This is a genomic window from Rhodococcus olei (assembly GCF_039540555.1).
Taxonomy (GTDB): Bacteria; Actinomycetota; Actinomycetes; order Mycobacteriales; family Mycobacteriaceae; genus Rhodococcus_G; species Rhodococcus_G olei.
Genome location: NZ_BAABFB010000035.1, coordinates 16587 through 40689 on the forward strand (window position 1 = coordinate 16587; position 24103 = coordinate 40689).

Sequence of the window (24103 nt, forward strand, 5' to 3'; positions counted from 1 at the left end):
GCCACGCCGATAGCAGTACGCTTGTCTTGTTTGGCGCGCCGACCCGGCGCCCGGGTTCGTTGTATAGGTTTACCGATTGAGTCGTTCGCCGACCGCTCACAAAGCGGACGGCAAACCGTGTGACCAGGGGAAACTTCCTAGGAGGACGCGAAGTACACATGTCCAAGATCAAGGTTGAGGGCACCGTCGTCGAACTCGACGGCGACGAGATGACACGCATCATCTGGCAGTTCATCAAAGACAAGCTGATCCATCCGTACCTCGATGTGAATCTCGAGTACTACGACCTCGGTATCGAATACCGCGACAAGACCGACGACCAGGTCACGATCGACGCCGCGAACGCCATCAAGAAGCACGGCGTCGGCGTCAAGTGCGCGACGATCACGCCGGACGAGGCCCGGGTCGAGGAGTTCGGCCTCAAGAAGATGTGGCGCTCGCCCAACGGCACCATCCGCAACATCCTCGGCGGCACCATCTTCCGCGCGCCGATCCTGATCTCCAACGTGCCGCGCCTGGTTCCGGGCTGGACCAAGCCGGTCATCGTCGGACGTCACGCGTTCGGTGACCAGTACCGCGCCACCGACTTCAAGGTCCCCGGCGCAGGCACCGTCACCATCACGTACACCCCCGAGGACGGCTCCGAGCCGATCCAGCACGAGGTGTGCAAGATTCCCGAGGACGGCGGCGTCGTCATGGGGATGTACAACTACAAGAAGTCCATCCAGGACTTCGCGCGTGCCTCGCTGGCCTACGGCCTGCAGCAGAACTACCCGGTCTACCTGTCGACCAAGAACACGATCCTCAAGGCCTACGACGGCATGTTCAAGGACGAGTTCCAGCGGATCTTCGAGGAAGAGTTCAAGGCCGAGTTCGACGCCGCGGGCCTGACCTACGAGCACCGCCTGATCGACGACATGGTCGCCTCCTCGCTCAAGTGGGAGGGTGGCTACGTCTGGGCCTGCAAGAACTACGACGGCGACGTCCAGTCGGACACCGTCGCGCAGGGCTACGGCTCGCTGGGCCTGATGACGTCCGTGCTGATGACCCCGGACGGCAAGACCGTCGAGGCCGAGGCCGCGCACGGCACCGTCACCCGGCACTACCGTCAGCACCAGCAGGGCAAGCCGACGTCGACCAACCCGATCGCGTCGATCTTCGCCTGGACCCGGGGCCTCGAGCACCGCGGCAAGCTGGACAGCACGCCCGAGGTGATCAACTTCGCGCAGCAGCTCGAGGACGTCGTCATCAAGACCGTCGAGGGCGGCCAGATGACCAAGGACCTCGCGCTGCTCGTCGGCGGGGACCAGGGCTACCTGACCACCGAGGAGTTCCTCGGCGCGCTCGACGAGAACCTGCAGAAGGCGTACGCGGCGAAGTAAACCGCGCGAGCCACACCCGAAGGGGCGTCCGGACACTCCGGGCGCCCCTTCGGCGTTCCCCGGGCGCGAGCGGCGGCGGGTGAGCGAACTCACGCCGTCTCGCTTGGCGGTCCGGGCGCCGCCGCGACCACAATCGACCAGTGGTTTCGTCGACACTGCCCAGCGCCGGACTCGCACCCGCCCGGAGCGGCGGTCGTGCGATGGCGATGCTCGCGCTGTCGCTCGGCGGCTTCGGGATCGGGACCACGGAGTTCGTCGCGATGGGTCTGCTGCCCGAGATGTCGACCGGGCTCGGGGTCGGCGAACCGACCGCGGGACACGTCGTCTCCGCGTACGCGCTCGGCGTGGTGGTCGGCGCCCCGACGATCGCGGCCCTGACTGCGCGGGTCCCGCGCCGCACCCTGCTCGTCGCCCTGATGGTCGCGTTCACCGTCGGAAACGCCGCGTCGGTGTTCGCGCCCGGCTACCCGGCCCTGATGGTCGCCCGGTTCGTCGCCGGGCTCCCGCACGGCGCGTACTTCGGGGTGGCGGCGCTGGTCGCGGCCCACCTCGCGCAGCCGGGTCGGCGGGCGAAGGCGGTCGCGACGGTGATGCTCGGCCTCTCCGTGGCCAACGTGATCGGGGTGCCGGTCGCCACCTGGATCGGGCAGCACCTCGGGTGGCGGGCCGCGTTCGCGCTCGTCGCGGTCGTCGGCGTCGTCACGGTCTTCTCTCTGCTCAGGTGGATTCCGCCCCTGGACGCGATGCCGACGACGAACCCGATCACCGAACTCGGTGCGCTGTCGCGGGTGCAGGTGTGGCTGACGTTGGTGATGGGCATGGTCGGCTTCGGCGGCATGTTCGCCGTGTACGCCTACATCAGCACCACGTTGACCGACGTGTCCGGTCTGGCGCGCTCGCTGGTGCCGCTCGCGCTGATGCTCTACGGACTCGGGATGGTGGCCGGGAACGTGGTCGGCGGTCACCTCGCCGATCGGGCGCTGATGCCCGGGCTCGCCGCCTCGATGGCCGCGCTGGTCGTGATCCTCGCGGTCTTCGTGGTCGCCGTGCGAACCCCGGTCACGGCGCTGCTGTTCGTGTTCCTGATCGGGCTGGCCGGGTCGGCGATGGTGCCGGCACTGCAGACCCGGCTGATGGACGTCGCGGCCGACGCGCAGACCCTCGCCGCCGCCCTCAACCACGCCGCCCTGAACATCGCGAACGCATTCGGCGCGTGGATCGGCGGGGTGGTGATCGCGGCCGGATTCGGGTACACCGCGCCGGCCGCGGTCGGCGCGATCCTCGCCGCCGCCGGACTGCTGGTGCTGGCCGTCGCGGTGCTGACGGCCCGGAACCCGGTGCGGTAGCTCAGCGCGCCCGGGAAGGCCCCGCGACGAGGGAATCGGCCATGCGGGTGTAGCGGTCGGCGACCTCGTCGATCGACAGCGGCCCCGACGGATCGAACCACTGGCACACCCCGTTGACCAGATCCAGCAGTGCCATCGTGACCAGGTCGGAGTCGCCGGGCGCGACGTCGGGGCCGTGGAGCGCGCCGACGACGTCGCGGACGGCGCCCTGGTAGGAGCGCTGCATGCCGACGATCGTCGTCAGCTGTGCGGGGGACAGCGCGACGCGGTTGCCGAGGATGGTCAGGAGCTCGGTGCGCCTGTCGTTGCTGATCGTCAGGTGCAGCCTGATCGCGTCGCCCAGTCGGTCCCCGGGCGGACGCGCCCCGTCGCGCAGCACCGCGAGCAGTGCGGCGTTGAAATCGGCCATGAACTGCCGGGATATCGCGAACAACACGTCCTGCTTGTTCCGATAGTGGTGATACATCGTCGACGACGAGATGCCGACGGCCTCGGCGATGTCGCGGATCGTGGTCGAACCGTACCCCCGGTGGTGGAAGAGTTCCGCGGCCTCGACTCGGATCCGCTCGGCCACGTCGATCCCGTCGTCGAGACCGATGTTTCTCGCCATCTCCCACCTCCGACGCGGACCGCCACCCGGTTCCAGGCGTCCTGCGAAGTGAACCTAGCAGGACGTCGGTGGTCCGGAATCGAACGACTCCTCGGAACCTGCGCACAGCCGGCTCTGCGGAACCGGCTGTGCGGGTGGGTGTCTGGCGCTCAGGTGCTCGGGATGATGCTGGTGCCGAGGCGCCAGATGGTGTCCAGCAGTTCCTGACGCGAGGGGGTGACCTCGCGGCTCATCGCCTCGGCCATGAGTTCGCGGAACGCTCCGAGGAAGGCCGCCGCGGCCAGTCGCGCGTCGATCCCGGGTTCGATCTCGCCGTTGCGCTGCGCGTGTGCGATGTTGCGCGCGGCCATGTCGATCTGGGTCGCGAGCCGCTCCGCGTCGGCCTGCGCGGCCGACGGCTCGCGCAGTCGCCGGCCCACGACGATCCGGGCGAGCGGATCCTCGCACAGGAAGTCGATCTCCCTGGACAGACGCAGTCGCTCGCGCTCGATCCATCCCAGGTCCTCGGACACCGTGACGGCGAACACCGCGTCGTCGTAGGCGTCGTAGAAGGCATGGACGACAGCCGCGACCAGGCCGTCCTTCGCTCCGAAGTACCGGTAGAGCAGACCGGGGGAGACCTCGGCGCGGACCGCGACCTTGGCCACCTCCAGGGTTCCGCCGGTCTCCAGCAATTCCGCGCGGGCGGCCTCGATGAGACGCAACCGAGTGGCGCCTCCTCGGGCCGTCAGCGCGTGGGGGGATCTGTCAGGGGATGATGACATTGTTCGGGTCCGGCTGCTCTTCCTTGGGTGCGGTGCTGTAGTCCCCGAACGGCTCGTCCCGCACCTTCACCATCGCGGAAACGCCCTGCTGCTCAGCCAGTTCGATGAACTCCAGCGCTTCGGGAGTGTTGCGCATCAGTCCGTCGAGGATCGGACCGAGCATCTGCGTGCTGGCCAGTCCCATGTTCTCGTACGCCTGGTTGACGATGAGCTTCATCGCGGACAGCTGGGAGACCGGGATGCTGGACAGCTGCTGGGCCAGTCGGGAGACCTCGTCCTCGAGCTCCGCAAACGGCACCGCCTTGTTGATGAGTCCGATCTCCGCGGCCTGGGCGCCGGAGACGGGTTTGCCGGTCAGAGCATACTCCTTGGCCTTCGTCAGCCCGAGGCGGTAGATCCACATGCCGGAGAGGTGGCATCCCCACATGCGCGCGTAGGGGGTGCCGATCCGCGCGTCCTCGGAGGCGATCACGAAATCGGCGCCCAGCGCCATCTCGCTTCCGCCGCCGAGGCACCAGCCGTGGATCTGGGCGATCACCGGCTTGGGGCTGCGCCACATGCTCATGAACTTCTGGGTCGGGGCCTCCGAGGGCGCGGTCGCCATGACGAAGTCCTTGCCTGCGTCCCACTTGCCGTCGGTGTTCATCTGGTCGCCCCAGTGCTGGAACCCGCCGCCGAAATCGTATCCGGCACAGAATGATCGGCCGGCACCGCGGACGACGATCACCTTGACCTCGGGATCGCGGGTGGCCCTGGTCATGGCGTCCTGGAAGTCGTCGGGCATCGGCGGAACGATCGTGTTCAGCCGGTCCGGACGGTTGAACGTGATCGTGGCGACGGGACCTGCGACGGAGTAGATCAGGGTCTGGTACATCTTCCACCTTCCTTGGTAAAGTGAATTCACTTTAGCTTTCGTTTCGTCCGGTTGTCCACCCCGATCGAGCGTCTCGGTCGGCCGCCGATCGGACCCATTGACGGACGTGTGTGACGTGGGTAACTTGAGGCGCGATCCGGCGGTCGATCAAGCGATCGACCCAATTGTCTTGTGTTCTAACACTATCCATTCAACTGATGCGCAGAGAGGCGGTTGGCCGCCATGGAGTTGTCACCAGTCGGTCCGCTCACGGCCCCGAGGCCGGGAACCAGGGTCGTCGTCACCGGCGCGGCCGGCGGGATCGGTGTCGCGTTGATCGCCGCCCTGGCCGGACACGGGTGCGACGTCGTCGGAGTCGACCGTCCGGGCACGGTGCTGCCGGACGGACTCGGGGCGATCCCGCTCGTCGAGGCCGACCTCGCCGACGAGACGGCTGCTGCGGCGGCGGTCGACGGGGCGGTGTCTCGCCTCGGTGGGTTGGACTGTCTGATCGGCGCCGCGGCGAGTGTGGCGTCGGTGCATCGCGCCTCGTCGTTCTCTCCGGGTGTGTTCCGGCGGGATGTCGAGTCGAATCTGTTGTCCCAGTTCTGGACTGCTCAGGCCGCTCATGGCGCTCTGGTCGAGAGCGGGTGCGCGAACCTGGTGTTGTTCTCCTCGACCGGGGCGTTGGACGGGTTGCCCGGTCAGGTGTCGTACGGGGCCGCCAAGGCGGGCGTGCTCGGGTTGGTGCGCACGCTGGCGGCGGAGTGGGCCGACTCGGGCATCCGCGTCAATGCCGTCGTCCCCGGGCTGGTGGCCACCCCGAAGGTGCTGTCGATGCCCGAGTCCACCCGTGGTCGCGTGCTGCGCAACGTCGCGATGAGGCGTCTGGTGGAGGTGGACGAGGTCGTGGCGACCGTCCTGTTCCTGATGTCGCCCGGAGCCGGCGCGATCACCGGCCAGTCGCTGCGGGTCGACGGGGGCGCGGGGATCAACACCGAAGGCCTCTACCGCTGATGTCCCGGCTCCACCCCGGCGGTCGGGTGCGGCCGACGATCACCATCTGAACAGGAACAACCATGACCAACACTCAGCAGGATTCGACACGGACGGACGTGCTCGTCCTCGGTGCCGGGTTCTCCGGTCTCGCGGCGGCCGCGATGATCTCCCGCGTCGGTGGTCTCGACTACCTGATCCTCGAGCAGGGCGACGACGTCGGCGGGACGTGGCGGGAGAACACCTACCCCGGGTGCGCCTGCGACATCCCGTCGCCGCTCTACTCGTTCTCGTTCCGGCAGAACCCCGATTGGCGCCATCTGTTCGCGCCGCAGCAGGAGATCCTGCAGTACCTCCGGGACACCAGTGCGGAACTGAGGATCACCGAGCGAATCCGCTTCGGAACCAAGGTCACCGGTGCGGCCTGGGACGAGCAGGACGCGTCCTGGACGGTCGACACGGAGGACGGCGCGGTCTTCCGGGCGCGATTCCTGGTGTCCGCGATGGGAATTCTGCACCATGCCTCCTACCCCGACCTGCCCGGCATCGAGAACTTCGACGGCCCGGTGTTCCATTCCGCGCACTGGGATCATTCGGTCGACCTGGACGGCAAGCGGGTGGCCGTCGTCGGCACCGGTGCGAGCGCGATCCAGTTCGTCCCCGCCATCGTCGACCGGACCGCCACGCTCGCGCTCTTCCAGCGGACCGCCCCGTGGATCGTCCCGAAGTTCAATCGCGCGTTCCCCGAGGGGGAGCGGGAACAGATGCGGCGCAACCCGATCAAGCGGTGGTACCGGCGCGCGCGGCTGTTCTGGATCCACGAGAAGCGGGCCCGGGGATTCGTCTCGGACACCTCGAAGATGGGGCCCACGAAGGCCATGGCCTCGGACCATCTGCGGAAGCAGGTCCGCGATCCCGAGTTGAGGGCGAAGCTCACGCCGGACTACGAGATCGGCTGCAAGCGCCTGCTCATCTCCAGTGACTACTACCCGGCCCTGGTCAAGCCGCACGTCGACGTCGTCACCGCCGGCGTCGAGGAGGTCCGGGCGCGGTCCGTGGTCGCCGCCGACGGAGCCGAGTACGGTGCGGACGTCCTCATCTTCGGCACCGGCTTCGACGCGCAGAACAGCCTGACGCGGGTGCCGATCCGCGGGCGCGACGGCGTGGCCCTCGGATCCCGGTGGGCCTCGGGACCGGAGGCGTATCTCGGTACCACGGTCGCGGGTTTCCCGAACCTCTTCCTGCTGTGCGGCCCGAACACGGGCCTCGGACACAACTCACAGGTCTTCATGATCGAGGCCCAGGTCAGATATCTGATCGGGTGCCTGCGGTACGCGGGTCGCGACGGTGTCCTCGAGGTCAAGGGTGACGCCCAGGACCGCTTCAACCGGTTCCTGCAGGGACGCCTCTCCTCGACCGTGTGGCAGGCCGGTGGCTGCACGAGCTGGTACCAGGACCCCGTCACCGGGCGCAACACGCTGCTGTGGCCCAGATCGACGCTGTCGTACTGGCTCCGCACCCGCGTCGTGCGGCGTTCCGACTATCTGCGCCGCACCGCCGTCACCCGTGCGCAGTCGTCCGTCACCGCCGCCTGACCCGCGCCGCGAACTCGTTCCGAATCCTGCCGAACCCCTCACCCAATCCCGAAAGGCCCTGCGATGACGACGATCCCCGAACTGATCCACCGCAACGCCGAAGAATTCCCCGACAAGCCCGCGCTCACCCACGACGGAGAGACCCTCACCTGGCGGGAGACCCGGTTGAGCATCGCCCGGATCGCGCTCGGACTGTCGCGGCTGGGCGTGGGGACGGGTGATCGTGTCGCGATCATGATGTCCAGCCGGCCGGAGCACTGGCTGACGGATCAGGCGGTCGCGCATCTGGGCGCGCTGCCTGCCACGGTGTACGGCACCATGCCCTCCTCGCAGGTCGCCTACGTGGCCAGGCACAGCCGGGCCCGGGTGGCCGTGCTCGAGGGGGCCGACGAGGTCGCGCGCTGGCTTCCGGTGCTCGACGCGCTGCCCGATCTCGAGCGGGTGGTCGTACTCGATCCCGCCGCGGGTGTCGCCGACGACGAGCGTGTCGTCCGGTGGTCGGACGTGGTGACCGACGAGGTGGACCTGGCCGCGTTCGAGGCCGGGTGGCGGCAGATCACGGCGGACGATCCCGTCACGTTGATCTACACCTCCGGGACGACGGGCGAGCCCAAGGGGGTGCTGCTGACGCATCGCAACGTGATCGCCAACGCGGAGGCCCGGGACGCGGCGTCGCCGGCGCCCGCACATTTCCGCAGCATCTGCTACCTGCCCCTCGCCCACATCGCGGAGCGCATGGTGTCCGTCTACATGGTCATCCACAAGGCCGGCTGGGTGACGTTCTGCCCGGATCCCGGTCGGCTGGTGGAGGTTCTCGTCCGGACCCGTCCGACCAGTTTCTTCGGTGTCCCCAGGATCTGGGAGAAGCTCGCGGCCGCGTTGCGGGCCCGGCCGGGTGCGTCGGCCGCGGACGTCGGGCTCGACCAGGTTCAGTGGGCGTGCAGCGCGGCCGCGCCGCTGCCGGTGGACGTGCAGGAGTACTTCAGGTCGCTGGGGGTCTCGATCGTCGAGGCGTGGGGGATGACCGAGGCGACCGGGGTGGTCACCTCGACCAGCACGGAGGATTTCCGCGTCGGATCGGTCGGGTTCCCGATCCCCGGCACCGAGATCAAGCTCCTCGACGACGGCGAGGTCCTGGTGCGCGGCCCGATCGTGTCGATCGGGTACCTGCAGGGGGACGGATCCGTGGTCCCGGTCACCGACGACGACGGGTGGATGCACTCGGGTGACGTCGGGCGGATCGACGACGACGGGCACCTGTACATCGTCGATCGGAAGAAGGACCTGATCATCACCGCCGGTGGGAAGAACATCGCACCGGCCGCGGTGGAGGCACTGCTGATCAAACACCCCCTCGTCGGGCAGGCGTTGGCCTACGGTGACCGCCGGCCGTACGTCGTCGCGCTGGTCGTTCTCGACCCGGTGGCGGCGAGCGGGTGGGCGAGCGCGCGGGGCATCGAATTCGAGTCCCTCGACGAGCTCGCCACGCATCCCGATGTGATCGCGGAGATCGACCGCGCCGTCGCGCTCGCGAACGAGGACCTCGCCCGGGTGGAACAGGTCAAGCGCTACACCCTGCTCACGTCGGAGTGGACTGCGGACAGCGGTGAACTCACGGCGAGCCTGAAGGTCAAGCGCCGGGTGGTCCACGACATGTACGCCGCAGCCATCGAGGAGCTGTACGAGTCCGCGTAGGTGTGAGTGCGCGCACGAGAACTGGCGTCGACGGTCTCGGCTACGGTTCTCGGCGTGCCCCACATCATCACGACCGTCAACGTCAACGGCGTCCGCGCCGCCGCGAAGAAGGGTCTGCTCGAGTGGCTCACGGCCACCGACGCCGACGTGGTCTGCCTGCAGGAGACCCGTGCCGACGACAAGCAGCTGCACGGCACCCTCGCGCCCGCGCTGGACGCAGGCTGGTCCGTCGTCACCGCCGAGTCGGCCGTGAAGGGCCGCAACGGTGTCGCGCTGCTCTCGCGTCGGCCCGCGGACGCGGTGCGGGTCGGTCACGGCGACGACGAGTTCGCCGACGCCGGCCGCTACCTCGAGGCCGATTTCGGCGAGCTGACCGTCGCGAGCCTGTACCTGCCGTCGGGGGAGGTCGGCACCGAGCGGCAGGACGAGAAGGAACGCTTCCTCGACTCCTTCGGCGCGCACCTGGCCCGGACCGCGGCGGCCGCCGCGGCCGGCGGTCGCGACGCCGTGGTCTGCGGTGACTGGAACATCGCACACACCGAACTGGACCTGAAGAACCACAAGGGCAACGTCAAGAACTCCGGCTTCCTGCCGCACGAGCGGGCCTGGATGGGGTCGGTGTTCGGGGAACACGGTTGGGTGGACGTGGTGCGCGGACTGCACCCCGACCTGCCCGGCCCGTACAGCTGGTGGTCGTACCGAGGCAAGGCGTTCGACAACGACTCCGGGTGGCGGATCGACTACCAGGTCGCCACCCCCGGCCTGGCCGAGCGGGCCAAGGAGGCCGTCGTCGAGCGTGCCGCGACCTACGACCAGCGGTGGTCGGACCACGCCCCGGTGACGGTGCAGTACCGATGACGGCGCTCGGGACGCGGGCGCGCGTCGTGCTCGGCGTGCTCGTCGTCGTCCTTCTCGCGGTCGCGGGCGTCCTGTTCGCGGATCGCGACGGCGGCAGCGGGCCGGACACGACCGTCGCCGCGTCGACCGCCCCCACGCGGACGTCCCTCGCCTCGACCACACCGGACGCATCCACACCGCCCCGGACCGCCGCCGTCGACCGGACCGCCGCCCCGCCCCAGACCATGGGCCCGCGCAGCGTGGTCCCCGTGCCGGTGTCCGCCGCGGCATGGGCGACGCTGGCCGAGATCGACTCGGGACGCTGGCCGGGGTCGGCGAACGCACCCGGCACCAAGGGCGGGGACACCTGGCGCAACCGGGAGGGCACGTTGCCCCGCACCGACGTCGCCGGAGCGCGGATCGACTACCGCGAATGGGACGTGAACCCGAAACGGCGCGGCGAAACCCGCGACGCGGAGCGGATCGTGACCGGCAGCGACACCAGCGCCTGGTACACCGGTGACCACTACCAGTCGTTCGTGAGGATGCGCTGATGACGACACTGCAGCAGTTCGCCACCGCCGACTCCGGTGCGGGGGTGGCCGTCCTGGCCGGATCGCCGCGGGGCGCCGACAACGCGGCGTACGCGATGACCGAGAACGGGCACCTCGTACGCATCGTGCGGGGCGCGAAGATGCCGACGGTCGCAGCCGTGTTCGACGAGTTCGCCGCCGCCCTGCAGTTCCCGTACTACTTCGGTGCGAACAAGGACGCCTTCGACGAGTGCCTGCGCGACTGGCGGGACTGGCTCGGCGACGCCCCGCACCTGATTCTGATCGTGCGCGACGCCGACGCGGTGCTGGCCGCCGAATCCGGGCAGCTGCCCTGGTTGTTGTCGGCGCTGGCGGACGCGGGGATCCCGGTGGTGGCCCAGTCCGAGCGGCTCGACGCGGCCGCCCTGGCACGCCGCTGGACCGAGGCGGGTGCCGCGGTGACGCGCCTGGACCCCTGACGCGGACCGCGCTCAGGGTGGGGATCGTTGCGGCGACTGGGCATGAAAGGATCGAGGCCATGTCGAGTTCCGAATCGTCCGCCCCCACCGCCCGGCCGCGGGTACTCTCCGGCATCCAGCCGACCGCCGACTCGTTCCACCTCGGCAACTACCTCGGCGCGCTGGCCCAGTGGGTGCCGTTGCAGGACGACTTCGACGCCTTCTACTTCATTCCCGACCTGCACGCGATCACCGTGCCGCAGGAACCGAAGGAACTGCGCAAGCGCACCAAGATCGCGGCGGCGCAGCTGCTGGCCCTCGGCATCGACCCGGAGCGTTCGACGCTGTTCGTCCAGAGTCAGGTGCCCGAGCACGCACAGCTGGCGTGGGTCCTCAACTGCATCACCGGCTTCGGCGAGGCCAGCCGCATGACGCAGTTCAAGGACAAGTCCGCCAAGCAGGGCGCCGAGGCCGCGACGGTCGGGCTGTTCACCTACCCGGTGCTGATGGCCGCCGACATCCTGCTCTACCGGCCGCAGCGGGTGCCGGTCGGCGAGGACCAGCGTCAGCACCTGGAGATGGCCCGGGACCTCGCGCAGCGCTTCAACACCCGATTCGGCAAGACGTTCGTCGTACCCGAGGCGCAGATGATCAAGGGCACCTCCAAGATCTACGACCTGCAGGACCCGACCTCGAAGATGAGCAAGTCGGCGGCGACGGAGGCCGGGCTGATCAACCTGCTCGACGACCCGAAGGTGTCGGCGAAGAAGATCAAGTCCGCGGTCACCGACAACGAGCGCGAGATCCGCTTCGACCGGGAGAACAAGCCCGGCGTCTCCAATCTGCTCACCATCCAGTCCGCGCTGTCCGGCACGAGTGTCGAGGACCTCGAAAAGGGCTACGCGGGAAAGGGGTACGGCGACCTCAAGGCGGACACCGCGGAGGTGCTCGTCGAGTTCGTGACACCGCTGCGCGCGAAGGTCGACGAATTCCTCGCCGACCCGGCCGAGCTCGACCGGATCCTCGACGCGGGTGCCGCGCGGGCCCGCGAGGTGTCGTCCCGGGTGCTCGCGGCCGTCTATGACAAGGTGGGATTCCTTCCCCAGCACGGGTGAACGCGACGGGCGGGGACAGCGAGGAGGGGTGAGCGCCGGTGCCGGACGTCAAGGGGATGCTCGAACGCCGGCGCGCGGCCTGGCCGTGGCTCGACCACGTCGTTCGCGCGGGCGACCGGTACCAGCAGCAGAAGGGCGACTACTTCGCGGCCGGGATCACGTACTTCAGCGTGTTCGCGTTGTTCCCGATGCTGATGGTGGCGTTCGCGATCGGCGGTTTCGTGCTGGTGGAGAACCCGGAGATCCTCGACTCGATCCACGACGCGATCACCAAGGCGATGCCCGGTGACGTGGGGACCCAGATCAACCAGTTGATCGACTCCGCGGTCGCCGCGCGCGCCACCGTCGGCGTGTTCGGTCTCGTCGTCGCGGCGTACTCCGGCCTGGGCTGGATGGCGAACGTCCGCGAGGCGCTGACCGCGATGTGGGCGCAGCAGCACCCGGCGAGGGGGTTCGTCACGACGAAACTGCGCGACCTGTCCAAACTGGTCGGCCTCTTCCTCGCGGTGCTGGCCACGATCGCGATCTCGGTGCTCGCGCAGGGCGGGATCATCCGGACCGTCCTCGAGTCCCTCGGCGTCGACGATCAGGACGGGGTTCGGACCGTGATCCGGGTCGCGCTGTCCCTGCTCGCGATCGTCGTGACCTGGGCCCTGCTGATCTGGGTGATCGCCCGGCTGCCCCGGGAAGCGGTCACGCTGCGCAGCGCCGTCCAGGCCGCGCTGATCGCGGCGCTCGGGTTCGAGCTGTTCAAGCGGATCGGAGTGATCTACCTGCAGAAGGTGATGGGTGGGCCCGCGGGCTTGACGTTCGGGCCGATCATCGGCCTGCTGGTGTTCGTCTACTTCACCGCCCGACTCGTGCTGTTCGCGACGGCATGGGCGGCCACGGCCAGGGAGAACGAGGCGCGGGTGTTCGTGCCGCCACCGGAGCCGGCGGTCATCGAGGTTGCCGCCGCGCCGCCGACGAGTCCGACGGTCGCGGAGGCGCTGGCGCTGGTCGGCGCCGGCGCGCTCGCGGCGATCGGGGTGAGCGGGCTGATCCGGCGTCGGCACGATCGCGGCTGAGCCGAGGGTTCAGCGGCGCTGCCGTCGCTGGACGACCGCGGCCGCCGCGACCAGCAGCGCCGTCAATGCGGCGCCGACCGCGGCGATGACGGCCCGGGACACGTCGGACGAGCCCGCCGGCGGGACGGCGGCTGTCACGGCATCCGGAGTGGGTGAGCCGGCCGGCGGCCGGGCGAGGGTGATCGCCGTCGCCGCGTCGCCCTGCGTGCCCGGATCCACCAGCTCGCCGACCGACGTCCCCGCCGGCAGTGCGAAGCCGTGGTCGAGCAGTCTGGCCGCCTGTTCCCACGGCCGGATCGGGAGCACGTCCCCGGCCATCAGGGTCACCGCGAGACGGCGGCCACCACGCTCGGCGCCGCCGACGAAGGTCTGCCGGGCGTCGTCGGTGTAGCCGGTCTTGCCGCCGAGCGCGCCGTCGTAGTTGTAGAGCAGCCGGTTGTCGTTGGACAGGGTGAAGTCGGGGTGGTCCTTGTCCTCCGGATCGTCCGGGTTCCTGGGAAATCCGGGGAACTGCACCGTCTCGGTGTGGATCAGTTCGGCAAAGGTCTTGTTGCGCATGGCTTCCCGGTAGATCAGCGCGAGATCGTAAGCGGAACTGGACATTCCGGGCCCATCCAGGCCGGAGGGTGTGGCGGTACGGGTGTCGAGTGCGCCGAGACGGTGGGCAAGTTGGTTCATCTTGCGAACCGCCGCCTCGTCGCCACCGAGCTGGGCGGCGAGGGCGTGCGCGGCGTCGTTGCCCGACGCCATCACCAGCCCCTGCAGAAGTTGCCGGTTCGTGTACCGGCCGCCCTTGCCGAGGCCGACGGCGCTGCCCTCGGCGTTCGCGTCGTCCGCGGTCGCCACCACCGTCGTGTCGAGATCCAGTTCGTTCAGCGCGACGATCGCCAGCAGCATCTTGATGGTGCTCGCGGGCCGGTACCGGCCGTGCGGGTCCTTCGCCGCGAGCACCGCGCCGGTGTCGAGGTCGGACAGCACCCACGAGGTCGCCGCGATGTCGGCGGGAAGCGGGGGAGTACCCGGCGCGGTGATCACTCCGCAGCGGCCCAGGTCGCCGCCGCCGACCGGATCGGCAGGCACCGGCACCGGCGCCGGCGCCTGCTGCCCCGGGGCGGGCACCTCGGACAGGTCGATCGCCGGCGGCGGGACATCGCGATGGGGGCAGGAATCGGTGTTCGGTGTCGCGAACGGTGGGCTCGTCACCGGCGGGGGCGGCGGATCGCCTCCGAGCGGCTGCGCGGCCACGGGCGCACCGATCAGCCCGATCGCAGCGACGGCGATCGCGCAGCGGTGGGCGGTCCCGAACACAGTCATCGAAGAGGCAGGGTAACGCACCTTGCGCGGAGGTCTACGCGACGGTGGACGCGGCGCGCCGCCGCGGCCGGTTGTACGCCGCACACACGGCCAGAATCCACTGCCGATCGGTGACGTCGTCGGGGGTGCCGAGCCAGCTCGGGTCGATCGGCTCCACCGCGACCGCGGTGCGGTGCAGCCAGTGGGCCACCGCCTCGGCCCGCTCGGCGAGGTCCGCCGGCGGCGGAGTCTCGCCCGGGCCGAACAGTCCGGCGCCGGCGTGCAGGTACAGACCGTCGAGGATCTGCGACACCCGGTCGGAGGCCGTCAGGGTCGCGGTCGCCGACCGATAGTCGGTGTCGACGACTTCGGGATGCGCGGTGGTCAGAGCGATCCACAGACCGCGGGTGCGGCGCAGGTCGCGCTGGGCGCGCACCCATTCCTCGATCATCACGGACGAGCAGCCCCCGCTGACGAGAACGATCGCCGGCGTCCACCAGCCGTTCGCCGGATCGAGGTGCGTGCCGGGGTCGGTGACGAGGATGACGGCGCAGACACCGCTGATCACGGCGATGCCGGCGCAGTACAGACCGATCGCGCGACCGAGCGGGTTCCAACCGAGGTACCTGGCCCCCACCCAGACCGCGAACACCGTCGTCACGACCAGGTAGGCGTTCGTGAGAGCGCTGTGGCCCACCCACAGCTCGACCACGCCCACCACCAGCGCTGCGATCGCCGCGGTGGCCGCAGCCGGCCACTGGGGTCGGGCACTGAGGACGGTCAGCGACGCGGCCGCGATCAGTGACGTCGTGGCCGCGAACGCGATCAGGCACAGCTCGAACGCCGTCGCAGTCAGGGTGTCGCCGTACCCGTCGAGCACCGCCGTGACGGTGGTCGTGCGCACCGTCGCGGCCGTGGTCAACGCGATCGCGGCCACTGCGATCGACACCCGCGCCAGCGACGGCGGGCGCACGGTCAGGCGTCCGATTCGGGCGCCGACCGCGGTCGAGCACAGCAGTGCCACGATCCAGGTGATCAACCGAGCGCCTCGTCATAGCAGAGGAGGGGGCGCCAGTTGTCGCCCCGCTCGAACTGACCGAGACGTTGGAGCAGGCGGACCGCGAACGCCTCGGCCTCCCATTCCTGCAGCGCCTCGCTGGTCAGGTCGGAGGAACTCGCGGACCGCTGACTGAGCATGTACGCGATCAGGTCGTCGTCGGCGGCCAGTGTCGTCTCCGTGACCGCGGCACCGGGGTGGCGGAAGACGATGTGCCCGATCTCGTGGGCGAGTGTCCTGGTCACACTCGGCAGGCTACGCGCGATCACGATCAGGTCGTGATCCGGGAACTCCCGGCGCTGGCCCCACACACCCGGCCCCAGGTCCTCGAACTCGACCTCGATCCGCCGCCGCCGCGTCTTCGCCAGCGCCTGGACGATGTCCTCGACGGTCACGGCATGCGACTGCGCGGCCATGTCGAGGACCGCGTCGACGGCGGCCAGCACCCGCCGATGATTGCGGACCGGCCGCGAGCCGCTGTCGGATGCACCCATCACGGCCTCGGATCCAGGAACTCGGCGCGCGCCAGATTCAGTCGCGTGCGGGTGGCACGAGCGCCACGGAAACTCATGAAGCCCGTCGCTCCGGCGGCGAACAGGACCGTGGTCACTCCGGCGGCCGCGGCCCCGAGGTCACCTCCCGGGCGCGAATCGGCTGCCAGTGCGACGTCGCGGGTGGTGGACTGCGCTCCGTGGTCGGCGGCGGTCGCAGCGGCACCCGGATCGGGCGCCCCACGCGCGATCAGCGTCTCGTGGCCGGCGATGTCCCGTGCGGGAAGCCGGTCACGTTGACCCGCAGGAACATTGGGGTCGGCGCGGTCGGCGGGCGGATTCCCCGGACCGGCATTGTCGCCCGCCGGTGCGGCGTTGCCCGGTGGATCGTCCACCTGCGGCGCGGGCGCGCCCGGTTGCGCGGCCGGCGCACCGCCGTCGGGCTGAGGGCCCTGCGGCGCCGGCTGCTCCGCATCGCCGGGACCGGGCCGGTCGGGCGGATCGCCCGGGCCGGCGACCACCACGGACCCGGTCGTCGGTGTCGTCGTGGTCGGCTCGGGCGCTGTCGTCGTGGGTTCGGCCGTTGTGGTCGCCTCGGCCGTTGTTGTCGGCTCGACCGTGGTGGTCGGCTCCACGGTGGTCGTGGTGGGCTCGACGGTGGTGGTCGGCTCGACGGGGGTGGTCGGCTCGACCGTCGTGGTCGTGGGTTCGACCGTGGTGGTGGTCGGCTCGACGGTGGTTGTCGTCGGCTCCACGGTGGTCGTGGTGGGTTCGACCGTGGTGGTGGGCTCGACGGGGGTGGTCGGCTCGACTGTCGTGGTCGTGGGCTCGACCGTGGTGGTGGTCGGCTCGACGGTCGTCGTGGGCTCGACCGTGGTGGTCGGCTCGACGGTGGTCGTGGTGGGTTCGACGGTGGTGGTGGGCTCGACGGTGGTCGTGGTGGGTTCGACGGTGGTGGTGGGCTCGACGGGGGTGGTCGGCTCGACTGTCGTGGTCGTGGGTTCGACCGTGGTGGTGGTCGGCTCGACGGTGGTTGTCGTCGGCTCCACGGTGGTCGTGGTGGGTTCGACCGTGGTGGTGGGCTCGACGGGGGTGGTCGGCTCGACTGTCGTGGTCGTGGGCTCGACCGTGGTGGTGGTCGGCTCGACGGGGGTTGTCGTGGGCTCGACGGTGGTGGTCGGCTCGACCGTGGTGGTCGGCTCGACGGTGGTCGTGGTGGGCTCGACCGTGGTGGTCGGCTCGACTGTCGTGGTCGTGGGCTCGACCGCGGTGGTGGTGGGCTCGACTGTCGTGGTCGTGGGCTCGACCGCGGTGGTGGTGGGCTCGACTGTCGTGGTCGTGGGTTCGATCGTCGTCGTCGTGGGTTCGACCGTGGTGGTCGGCTCGACGGTGGTCGTGGTGGGCTCGACGGTGGTGGTCGGCTCGACTGTCGTGGTCGTGGGCTCCACGGTGGTGGTGGGCTCCACGGTGGTTGTCGTGGGCTCGACGGTTGTGGTGGTGGGTTTGACGGTAGTGGTGGTGGGTTTGACCGTCGTGGTGGGTTCGACCGCAGTGGTCGTGGGCCTGGTGGTGGTCGGCTTGGTGGTGGTGCTGGGCTTGGTCGTCGTGGGCTTCGGTCCGCCGCCGTTGCCGCAGTTGTCTCCGTGGTGCTCGTGGTCGCACCAACCGCCACCGTTGCCGTTGCCGTTGCCGTTCCCGCCACCGTTGCCGTTGCCGTTCCCGCCACCGTTGCCGTTGCCGTTCCCGCCACCGTTGCCGTTGCCGTTGCCGTTGCCGTTCCCGCCACCGTTGGCGTTGGCGTTGCCCTGTTCCTGAGTCGCCACTCCGGGTTCGGATCTGCCGTCACCGTTCGCGGCTGCGGCGAGTGCGGGGATGAACAGCAGCGAACCCAGCAAGGCGCTGGCGGTCAGGACCCGCCAGCGCCTTGTCGGTGTGAAAGTGGTGCGCACGCCTTCTACTCGGTGGAGTCCGGCGGGGTCGCCGGCAATCCCTCACTGCGCCGAAGCTTTTCGGCCATCGCGGTGAGTAGTTCCTGTGATTCGGTGGACAGGTCGAAGGCGCGCGCGGACAGCCGTCGCAGCCCGTACCCGCGGAGCTGCGCGAGCAGCTCGAGGTCGTGGTCGATGCGCGACGCGTAGATGTCGTCGAAGAAGTAGTCGGACTTGACCTTGAAGAACTGGGCAAGTGCCGCAACCGTTTCCGGCGACGGGTTGGTGCGCTGCCCGTTGCGGAGCTGCGAAATGTACGGCTTGGAAATGCGATGGCCGGCGGCATTGAGCGCCTCGGCGACCTCGGTGTTCGTATGAGGCTTCCGCCCCGGTGGATGTACCGACTCGAACAGCTTGTTCAGTCGAGATGCGAAATCTGACTCCATTGACGTAGGTCCCGATCCCTTCGTGTGTGACCCTGAAACCAGGGTCTCGCCCCCTCTGCCCGGCCATGGTAACGGATGGGTAGCCAACCGAGTGGGAGATTCTTGCGACGAAATGCAAGTATCTGCATCTGACCTGGGGAGAATGCACGCAAAGGCGCGGACCCGGGCGGGTCCGCGCCTTTGTAGCTGTTGCCGGATACAGCGAGCTCTCGTCCGCGGTCAGCGGGCGAAGAGCAGAGCCCGCTTGACCTCCTGGATGGCCTTCGTCACCTGGATGCCACGGGGGCACGCGTCGGTGCAGTTGAAGGTGGTGCGGCAGCGCCACACACCATCCTTGTCGTTCAGGATGTCGAGGCGCTCGGAGGCACCCTCGTCACGGCTGTCGAAGATGAAGCGGTGGGCGTTCACGATCGCGGCCGGGCCGAAGTAGCTGCCGTCGCTCCAGTACACCGGGCACGACGTGGTGCAGCACGCGCACAGGATGCACTTGGTGGTGTCGTCGAAGCGCGCGCGGTCGGCCTGCGACTGGATGCGCTCGCGGGTCGGCTCGTTGCCCGAGGTGATCAGGAACGGCTTGACGGCACGGAACGCGTCGAAGAACGGCTCCATGTCGACGACGAGGTCCTTCTCCACCGGCAGGCCCTTGATCGGCTCGACGGTGATGGTGACCGACTTGCCGTCCTTGGGCAGCAGGTCCTTCATCAGGATCTTGCAGGCCAGGCGGTTGACGCCGTTGATCCGCATGGCGTCCGAGCCGCACACGCCGTGCGCGCAGGAGCGACGGAACGTCAGCGTGCCGTCCAGGTAGCCCTTCACGTACAGCAGCAGGTTCAGCATGCGGTCCGACGGCAACGCCGGAACCTGGAAGCTCTCCCAGCGCTGACCCTCGCCGTCCTCGGGGTTGAAGCGAGCGATCTTGAGCGTGACCATCGTCGCGCCCTCGGGCACGGGCGGCAGCGCGGTGGCGTCCTTGTCTACAGCGGGTGCGGACATCAGTACTTACGCTCCATCGGCTCGTAGCGGGTCTGGACAACCGGCTTGTAGTCCAGACGGATCTCGGAGATCAGGTCCTTGCCGACCTTGTACGCCATCGTGTGCTTCATGTACTCGGCGTCGTTGCGATCCGGGTAGTCCTCGCGGGCGTGGCCACCGCGCGACTCCTTGCGGTTGAGCGCGCCGACGACGGTGACCTCCGCCATCTCCAGCAGGAAGCCGAGCTCGACGGCCTCGAGCAGGTCGCTGTTGTAGCGCTTGCCCTTGTCCTGCACGGTGATGTGGTTGTAGCGCTCCTTGAGGGCGTGGATGTCCTTCAGCGCCTGCGTCAACGTGTCCTCGGTGCGGAACACCGACGCGTTGTTGTCCATCGACTGCTGCAGGTCGCGCCGGATGTCGGCGACCCGCTCGTGACCGTGCTCAGAGAGGATGACGGCCAGCCACTCCTCGACCATCTTCGCGGGCTCGTCCGGCAGCGGCACGAAGTCCGTCGCCAGCGCGTGCTCCGCGGCGGCGATACCGGCGCGCCGGCCGAACACGTTGATGTCGAGCAGCGAGTTGGTGCCGAGGCGGTTCGCACCGTGGACCGAGACGCACGCGCACTCGCCGGCGGCGTACAGGCCGGGCACGTGGTCCTCGTTGTTGCGCAGCACCTCACCGTTGATCTTGGTGGGGATGCCGCCCATCACGTAGTGGCAGGTCGGGTACACCGGCACCAGTTCGGTGACCGGGTCGACGCCGAGGTAGGTGCGCGCGAACTCGGTGATGTCGGGGAGCTTCTCCTCGAGCACGTCCTCGCCGAGGTGGGTGACGTCGATGTAGACGTAGTCCTTGTTCGGACCGGCACCGCGACCCTCGAGCACCTCGAGCACCATCGAGCGCGCGACGATGTCGCGGGGCGCGAGGTCCTTGATGGTCGGGGCGTAACGCTCCATGAACCGCTCGCCGTCGGCGTTGCGGAGGATGCCGCCCTCGCCGCGGACGGCCTCGGAGATCAGGATGCCCAGGCCCGCGAGTCCCGTCGGGTGGAACTGGTGGAACTCCATGTCCTCCAGCGGCAGGCCCTTGCGGAAGATGATGCCCATGCCGTCACCGGTGAGGGTGTGGGCGTTGGACGTCGTCTTGTACATGCGACCCGAGCCGCCGGTGGCGAAGACGATCGACTTCGCGTGGAAGACGTGGATCTCGCCGGTCGCGAGCTCGTAGGCGATGACACCGGTCGCGACCGGGCCCTCCGCCGTCTCGGTGAGCGCGATGTCGAGGGCGTAGAACTCGTTGAAGAACTCGACGTCGTGCTTGACGCAGTTCTGGTAGAGCGTCTGCAGGATCATGTGGCCGGTGCGGTCCGCGGCGTAGCAGGCCCGGCGGACCGGGGCCTTGCCGTGGTCGCGGGTGTGGCCACCGAAACGACGCTGGTCGATCTTGCCCTCGGGGGTGCGGTTGAAGGGCAGACCCATCTTCTCCAGGTCGAGCACCGCGTCGATGGCCTCCTTGGCCATGATCTCGACGGCGTCCTGGTCGGCCAGGTAGTCGCCACCCTTGACGGTGTCGAAGGTGTGCCACTCCCAGTTGTCCTCTTCGACGTTCGCCAGCGCGGCGCACATGCCGCCCTGGGCGGCACCGGTGTGGGAGCGGGTGGGGTAGAGCTTGGTCAGGACCGCGGTGCGGGTGCGCGGCCCGGACTCGATGGCCGCGCGCATGCCGGCGCCGCCGGCGCCGACGATGACCACGTCGTAACGATGTTCCAGCATGAAGATTAGCTCCCCGGGACGAAGGTCGGGTCGAAAGTGAAGATGACGTACGTGCCGAGGCCCATGATCAGGATCATCGACACCGCGAGGATCGTGTTCAGCCAGAAGCGCGTCGAGTCCTTGCGCGAGTAGTCCGCGATCACGGTGCGCAGGCCGTTACCGCCGTGCAGCTGGGCGAGCCAGAGCATCGACAGGTCCCAGAACTGCCAGAACGGGCTGGACCAGCGACCGGCGACGAACGCCCAGTCGATCCGGTGCACGCCCTCGTCGACCATCAGCATGATGAAGAGGTGGCCGAGCACCAGGATGATCAGCGCGAGGCCGGAGAGGCGCATGAACAACCATGCGTAGAGCTCGAAGTTGTTCTTGGCCTGGCGCCGCGGCGACCGCGGGTTGTCCAGGCTGGCCGGGCGGTCGTACGACGTCGCCAGGGTCTTCGCTTCAGCGCTCATCTCAGTGCCCCGCAAACATGTTGTAGAAGATGCGTCCTGCGCCCGGAATCATCACGACGAACCAGATCGCGAGAATGATCCACAGCATCGGGCGCTGGAACTGCGGGCCCTTCGACCAGAAGTCGACGAGCATCACGCGAACGCCGTTGAGTGCGTGGTAGAGAACCATCGCGACCAGGGCGAGCTCCATGAGACCCACGACGGGGTTCTTGTAGGTCTCGATGACCCGGTCGTAGGTGTCCGCGTTGACCCGCACGAGAGCGGTGTCGAGAACGTGAACGAAGAGAAAGAAGAATGTCGCGACGCCGGTGATCCGGTGTAGAACCCAAGACCACATTCCGGGGTCGCCCCGGTATAGCGACCGCGTGCGCTCCTGTGCCGGAGCGGCTTCAGTCGTGCTACTCATCGAGTGCTGTGCCTCCAACGTCTTTGGTGGACGCGTCGCACCGGGAGTTCGGCTGTTTCTGGGGACCACCCTGGAGTTTTCAGCCTATGGCGCGACGAGAACCTGAACCGACTCACTGCACTGTAATCCTCCCCGAATGCGGGAACTAATTCGGTAAGCGGTTCGTACGAGCGCCGTCGAGGCGTCTTAGGTTTGCCTGTCCAATGGAGCGGGAGCGGGGTCGTGTCGTGTCGTGCACCCGGGGGGGCGCCGTGCCAGGATGGGAAACCGTGGCAGATGTTGATTGGAAAATGTTGCGGGACAAGGCGGATCGTGTTCGCGGCGGTGCGTATGCGCCCTACTCCCGCTACCCGGTCGGCGCCGCTGCGCTGGTGGACGATGGGCGAATCGTCGTCGGATGCAATGTGGAAAATGTCTCATACGGACTGAGCCTGTGCGCCGAATGCGGACTGGTCGGTAACTTACACGCGACCGGTGGAGGGCGCCTGGTGGCGTTCAGCTGCCGGGACGGCAGCGGCGCGGTTCTCACGCCCTGCGGCCGGTGCCGACAGCTGCTCCTCGAGCACGGCGGACCCGATCTCGCGATCGACACCGTCGGTGGTCCGGTGCCGCTGTCGACGCTGCTGCCTGCGGCTTTCGGCCCCGACGACCTCGAGCGGGTGCGGATCGCGTCGGGCGACGGTGCGGCCCGGTGAGCCCGTTCGACGCGGTCTCGGTGCTCACCGCGAAACGGGACGGCCGTGAGCTCACCGACTCGCAGATCGAGTGGGTGGTCGACGCGTACACCCGCGGTGACGTCGCCGCCGAACAGATGTCGGCGCTCGCGATGGCGATCGTCTTCCGCGGGCTCACCCGGGGCGAGACCGCGGCCTGGACCCGCGCGATGATCGCGTCCGGCCGCCGGATGGACCTCGGCGGACTGCCCCGCCCGACCGTCGACAAGCACTCGACCGGCGGGGTCGGCGACAAGATCACCCTGCCGCTGGCGCCACTGGTCGCGGCCTGCGGCGCCGCGGTGCCGCAGCTGTCGGGGCGGGGGCTCGGCCACACCGGCGGCACGCTGGACAAGCTCAAATCCGTCCGCGGCTGGCGCGCCGACGTCGCCGCGGACGAGATGATGGCCATCCTCGCCGATCCGGGGGTCGGGGCGGTGGTGTGCGCGGCCGGCGCGGACCTGGCCCCCGCGGACCGCAAGTTGTACGCGCTGCGTGACGTCACCGGCACCGTCGAGTCGATCCCGCTGATCGCCAGCTCGATCATGAGCAAGAAGATCGCGGAGGGCTCACAGGCCCTCGTCCTCGACGTGAAGGTCGGTTCCGGCGCGTTCATGAAGTCGCTGTCCGACGCCCGCGAATTGGCCACGGCGATGGTCGAACTCGGTCACGACGCCGGGATGCACACGGTCGCACTGCTCACGGCGATGGACACCCCGCTCGGTCTCAGCGCGGGCAACGCCCTCGAGGTCGCCGAAGCGGTCGAGGTCCTCGCCGGTGGGGGACCGGCCGACGTCGTGGACCTGACCCTGACCCTCGCCCGGGAGATGCTCGGCGCGGTCGGGCTGGACGCCGTGGACCCGGCCGACGTGCTGCGCGACGGGCGGGCGATGGACCGCTGGCGGGCGATGCTGGCCGCGCAGGGCGGCGACCCGGACGCGCCCCTGCCCGTCGCCCGCGAACGAGAAGTGTTGTACGCGACCGAGTCCGGGATCCTGACCCGGCTGGACGCGATGGCGGTCGGGGTCGCGGCGTGGCGCCTCGGGGCGGGCCGGGAGCGGCAGGGCCAGGCCGTGCAGGCCGGTGCCGGGGTGCAGTGGCACGCGCGGCCCGGCGACGTCGTCGCGGCCGGCCGGCCGCTGCTGACACTGCACACCGACACCCCGCACCGGTTCGCCGGCGCCCGGGCCGCGCTCGACGGGGCCTGGGCGATCGGCGACACGCCGCCCGACGAGCCGCTCGTGATCGACCGCATCGGGCTGGTCCGGGTGTGAGGGATGCCCCCGACCTCGGGACCGACGTCCCCGCCGCCGGATCGTCGG

At 69.2% G+C, this 24103-nt stretch carries 24 protein-coding genes; 12 read left to right on the forward strand and 12 right to left on the reverse strand.

Going from position 1 to position 24103, the window contains the following annotated elements; all coding sequences use genetic code 11:
* Window positions 1–158: 158 nt before the first annotated feature.
* Entirely contained in the window at window positions 159–1382 is a 1224-nt protein-coding gene (locus ABD951_RS11110) for an NADP-dependent isocitrate dehydrogenase (RefSeq protein WP_345344665.1), read from the forward strand.
* A 200-nt stretch (window positions 1383–1582) separates the two neighbouring features.
* Window positions 1583–2728, forward strand: a complete 1146-nt coding sequence (locus ABD951_RS11115) for an MFS transporter (RefSeq protein ID WP_345344790.1) — start codon at window positions 1583–1585, stop codon at window positions 2726–2728.
* A gap of 1 nt (window position 2729) precedes the next feature.
* On the opposite strand, the gene ABD951_RS11120 is transcribed toward ABD951_RS11115, so the two are convergent.
* The 3 genes from ABD951_RS11120 to ABD951_RS11130 form a co-directional block, all read right to left on the reverse strand.
* Entirely contained in the window at window positions 2730–3338 is a 609-nt protein-coding gene (locus tag ABD951_RS11120) for a TetR/AcrR family transcriptional regulator (RefSeq protein ID WP_345344667.1), read from the reverse strand.
* 149 nt (window positions 3339–3487) lie between these two features.
* Window positions 3488–4042, reverse strand: coding sequence for a TetR/AcrR family transcriptional regulator (locus ABD951_RS11125; RefSeq protein WP_345344669.1), 555 nt, complete (start codon window positions 4040–4042; stop codon window positions 3488–3490).
* A gap of 43 nt (window positions 4043–4085) precedes the next feature.
* On the reverse strand, window positions 4086–4976 hold the full coding sequence (locus ABD951_RS11130) for a crotonase/enoyl-CoA hydratase family protein (protein ID WP_345344671.1): 891 nt from the start codon (window positions 4974–4976) through the stop codon (window positions 4086–4088).
* A 222-nt stretch (window positions 4977–5198) separates the two neighbouring features.
* On the opposite strand from ABD951_RS11130, the gene ABD951_RS11135 reads away from it, so the two are divergent.
* From ABD951_RS11135 to yhjD, 8 genes are all read left to right on the forward strand, one after another.
* The gene (locus tag ABD951_RS11135) at window positions 5199–5972 is read left to right on the forward strand and encodes an SDR family NAD(P)-dependent oxidoreductase (protein WP_345344673.1); all 774 of its coding nucleotides are present in this window, start codon (window positions 5199–5201) and stop codon (window positions 5970–5972) included.
* Window positions 5973–6034: 62 nt separating this feature from the next.
* The gene (locus ABD951_RS11140; protein ID WP_345344674.1) at window positions 6035–7546 is read left to right on the forward strand and encodes a flavin-containing monooxygenase; all 1512 of its coding nucleotides are present in this window, start codon (window positions 6035–6037) and stop codon (window positions 7544–7546) included.
* A 63-nt stretch (window positions 7547–7609) separates the two neighbouring features.
* The gene (locus ABD951_RS11145; protein ID WP_345344676.1) at window positions 7610–9241 is read left to right on the forward strand and encodes an AMP-dependent synthetase/ligase; all 1632 of its coding nucleotides are present in this window, start codon (window positions 7610–7612) and stop codon (window positions 9239–9241) included.
* A 54-nt stretch (window positions 9242–9295) separates the two neighbouring features.
* A complete protein-coding gene (locus ABD951_RS11150; protein ID WP_345344678.1) occupies window positions 9296–10099 on the forward strand; it encodes an exodeoxyribonuclease III in 804 nt (267 codons plus the stop codon).
* Window positions 10096–10632 (forward strand): guanyl-specific ribonuclease, encoded by a 537-nt coding sequence (locus tag ABD951_RS11155; protein WP_345344680.1) that lies wholly within the window; start codon window positions 10096–10098, stop codon window positions 10630–10632. The genes ABD951_RS11150 and ABD951_RS11155 overlap by 4 nt, the downstream gene beginning before the upstream one ends.
* Entirely contained in the window at window positions 10632–11090 is a 459-nt protein-coding gene (locus ABD951_RS11160; protein WP_345344682.1) for a barstar family protein, read from the forward strand. Before ABD951_RS11155 ends, ABD951_RS11160 begins: the two co-directional genes overlap by 1 nt.
* 59 nt (window positions 11091–11149) lie before the next feature.
* The gene (gene trpS / locus ABD951_RS11165) at window positions 11150–12184 is read left to right on the forward strand and encodes a tryptophan--tRNA ligase (protein ID WP_345344684.1); all 1035 of its coding nucleotides are present in this window, start codon (window positions 11150–11152) and stop codon (window positions 12182–12184) included.
* A gap of 38 nt (window positions 12185–12222) precedes the next feature.
* Entirely contained in the window at window positions 12223–13251 is a 1029-nt protein-coding gene (yhjD, locus tag ABD951_RS11170; protein WP_425569827.1) for an inner membrane protein YhjD, read from the forward strand.
* 9 nt (window positions 13252–13260) lie between these two features.
* Here the strand turns inward: yhjD and ABD951_RS11175 are convergent, their stop codons facing one another.
* The 9 genes from ABD951_RS11175 to sdhC form a co-directional block, all read right to left on the reverse strand.
* Window positions 13261–14565 carry a D-alanyl-D-alanine carboxypeptidase family protein gene (locus tag ABD951_RS11175; protein WP_345344686.1) on the reverse strand — a complete coding sequence of 435 codons (1305 nt, stop codon included), beginning with the start codon at window positions 14563–14565 and terminating at the stop codon, window positions 13261–13263.
* A gap of 34 nt (window positions 14566–14599) precedes the next feature.
* On the reverse strand, window positions 14600–15583 hold the full coding sequence (locus ABD951_RS11180) for a hypothetical protein (RefSeq protein ID WP_345344688.1): 984 nt from the start codon (window positions 15581–15583) through the stop codon (window positions 14600–14602).
* On the reverse strand, window positions 15580–16095 hold the full coding sequence (locus ABD951_RS11185) for a M48 family metalloprotease (protein ID WP_345344690.1): 516 nt from the start codon (window positions 16093–16095) through the stop codon (window positions 15580–15582). Before ABD951_RS11185 ends, ABD951_RS11180 begins: the two co-directional genes overlap by 4 nt.
* Complete coding sequence (locus ABD951_RS11190; RefSeq protein ID WP_345344692.1) at window positions 16095–18041, reverse strand: hypothetical protein; 1947 nt, start codon at window positions 18039–18041, stop codon at window positions 16095–16097. Before ABD951_RS11190 ends, ABD951_RS11185 begins: the two co-directional genes overlap by 1 nt.
* A 5-nt stretch (window positions 18042–18046) precedes the next feature.
* The gene (locus ABD951_RS11195) at window positions 18047–18466 is read right to left on the reverse strand and encodes a helix-turn-helix domain-containing protein (RefSeq protein WP_345344694.1); all 420 of its coding nucleotides are present in this window, start codon (window positions 18464–18466) and stop codon (window positions 18047–18049) included.
* A gap of 219 nt (window positions 18467–18685) precedes the next feature.
* Window positions 18686–19459: a succinate dehydrogenase iron-sulfur subunit gene (locus tag ABD951_RS11200; RefSeq protein WP_345344696.1), complete on the reverse strand. Its 774-nt coding sequence runs from the start codon at window positions 19457–19459 to the stop codon at window positions 18686–18688.
* The gene (sdhA, locus tag ABD951_RS11205) at window positions 19459–21210 is read right to left on the reverse strand and encodes a succinate dehydrogenase flavoprotein subunit (protein WP_345344698.1); all 1752 of its coding nucleotides are present in this window, start codon (window positions 21208–21210) and stop codon (window positions 19459–19461) included. The genes ABD951_RS11200 and sdhA overlap by 1 nt, the downstream gene beginning before the upstream one ends.
* Before the next feature lie 5 nt (window positions 21211–21215).
* Window positions 21216–21662 carry a succinate dehydrogenase hydrophobic membrane anchor subunit gene (locus tag ABD951_RS11210; protein WP_345344700.1) on the reverse strand — a complete coding sequence of 149 codons (447 nt, stop codon included), beginning with the start codon at window positions 21660–21662 and terminating at the stop codon, window positions 21216–21218.
* A gap of 1 nt (window position 21663) precedes the next feature.
* On the reverse strand, window positions 21664–22068 hold the full coding sequence (gene sdhC / locus ABD951_RS11215; protein WP_345344702.1) for a succinate dehydrogenase, cytochrome b556 subunit: 405 nt from the start codon (window positions 22066–22068) through the stop codon (window positions 21664–21666).
* A gap of 269 nt (window positions 22069–22337) precedes the next feature.
* On the opposite strand from sdhC, the gene ABD951_RS11220 reads away from it, so the two are divergent.
* Both ABD951_RS11220 and ABD951_RS11225 read left to right on the forward strand, forming a co-directional pair.
* Window positions 22338–22763 (forward strand): cytidine deaminase, encoded by a 426-nt coding sequence (locus ABD951_RS11220; protein ID WP_345344704.1) that lies wholly within the window; start codon window positions 22338–22340, stop codon window positions 22761–22763.
* Entirely contained in the window at window positions 22760–24055 is a 1296-nt protein-coding gene (locus ABD951_RS11225) for a thymidine phosphorylase (RefSeq protein WP_345344706.1), read from the forward strand. The genes ABD951_RS11220 and ABD951_RS11225 overlap by 4 nt, the downstream gene beginning before the upstream one ends.
* The last annotated feature ends 48 nt before the right edge of the window (window positions 24056–24103 follow it).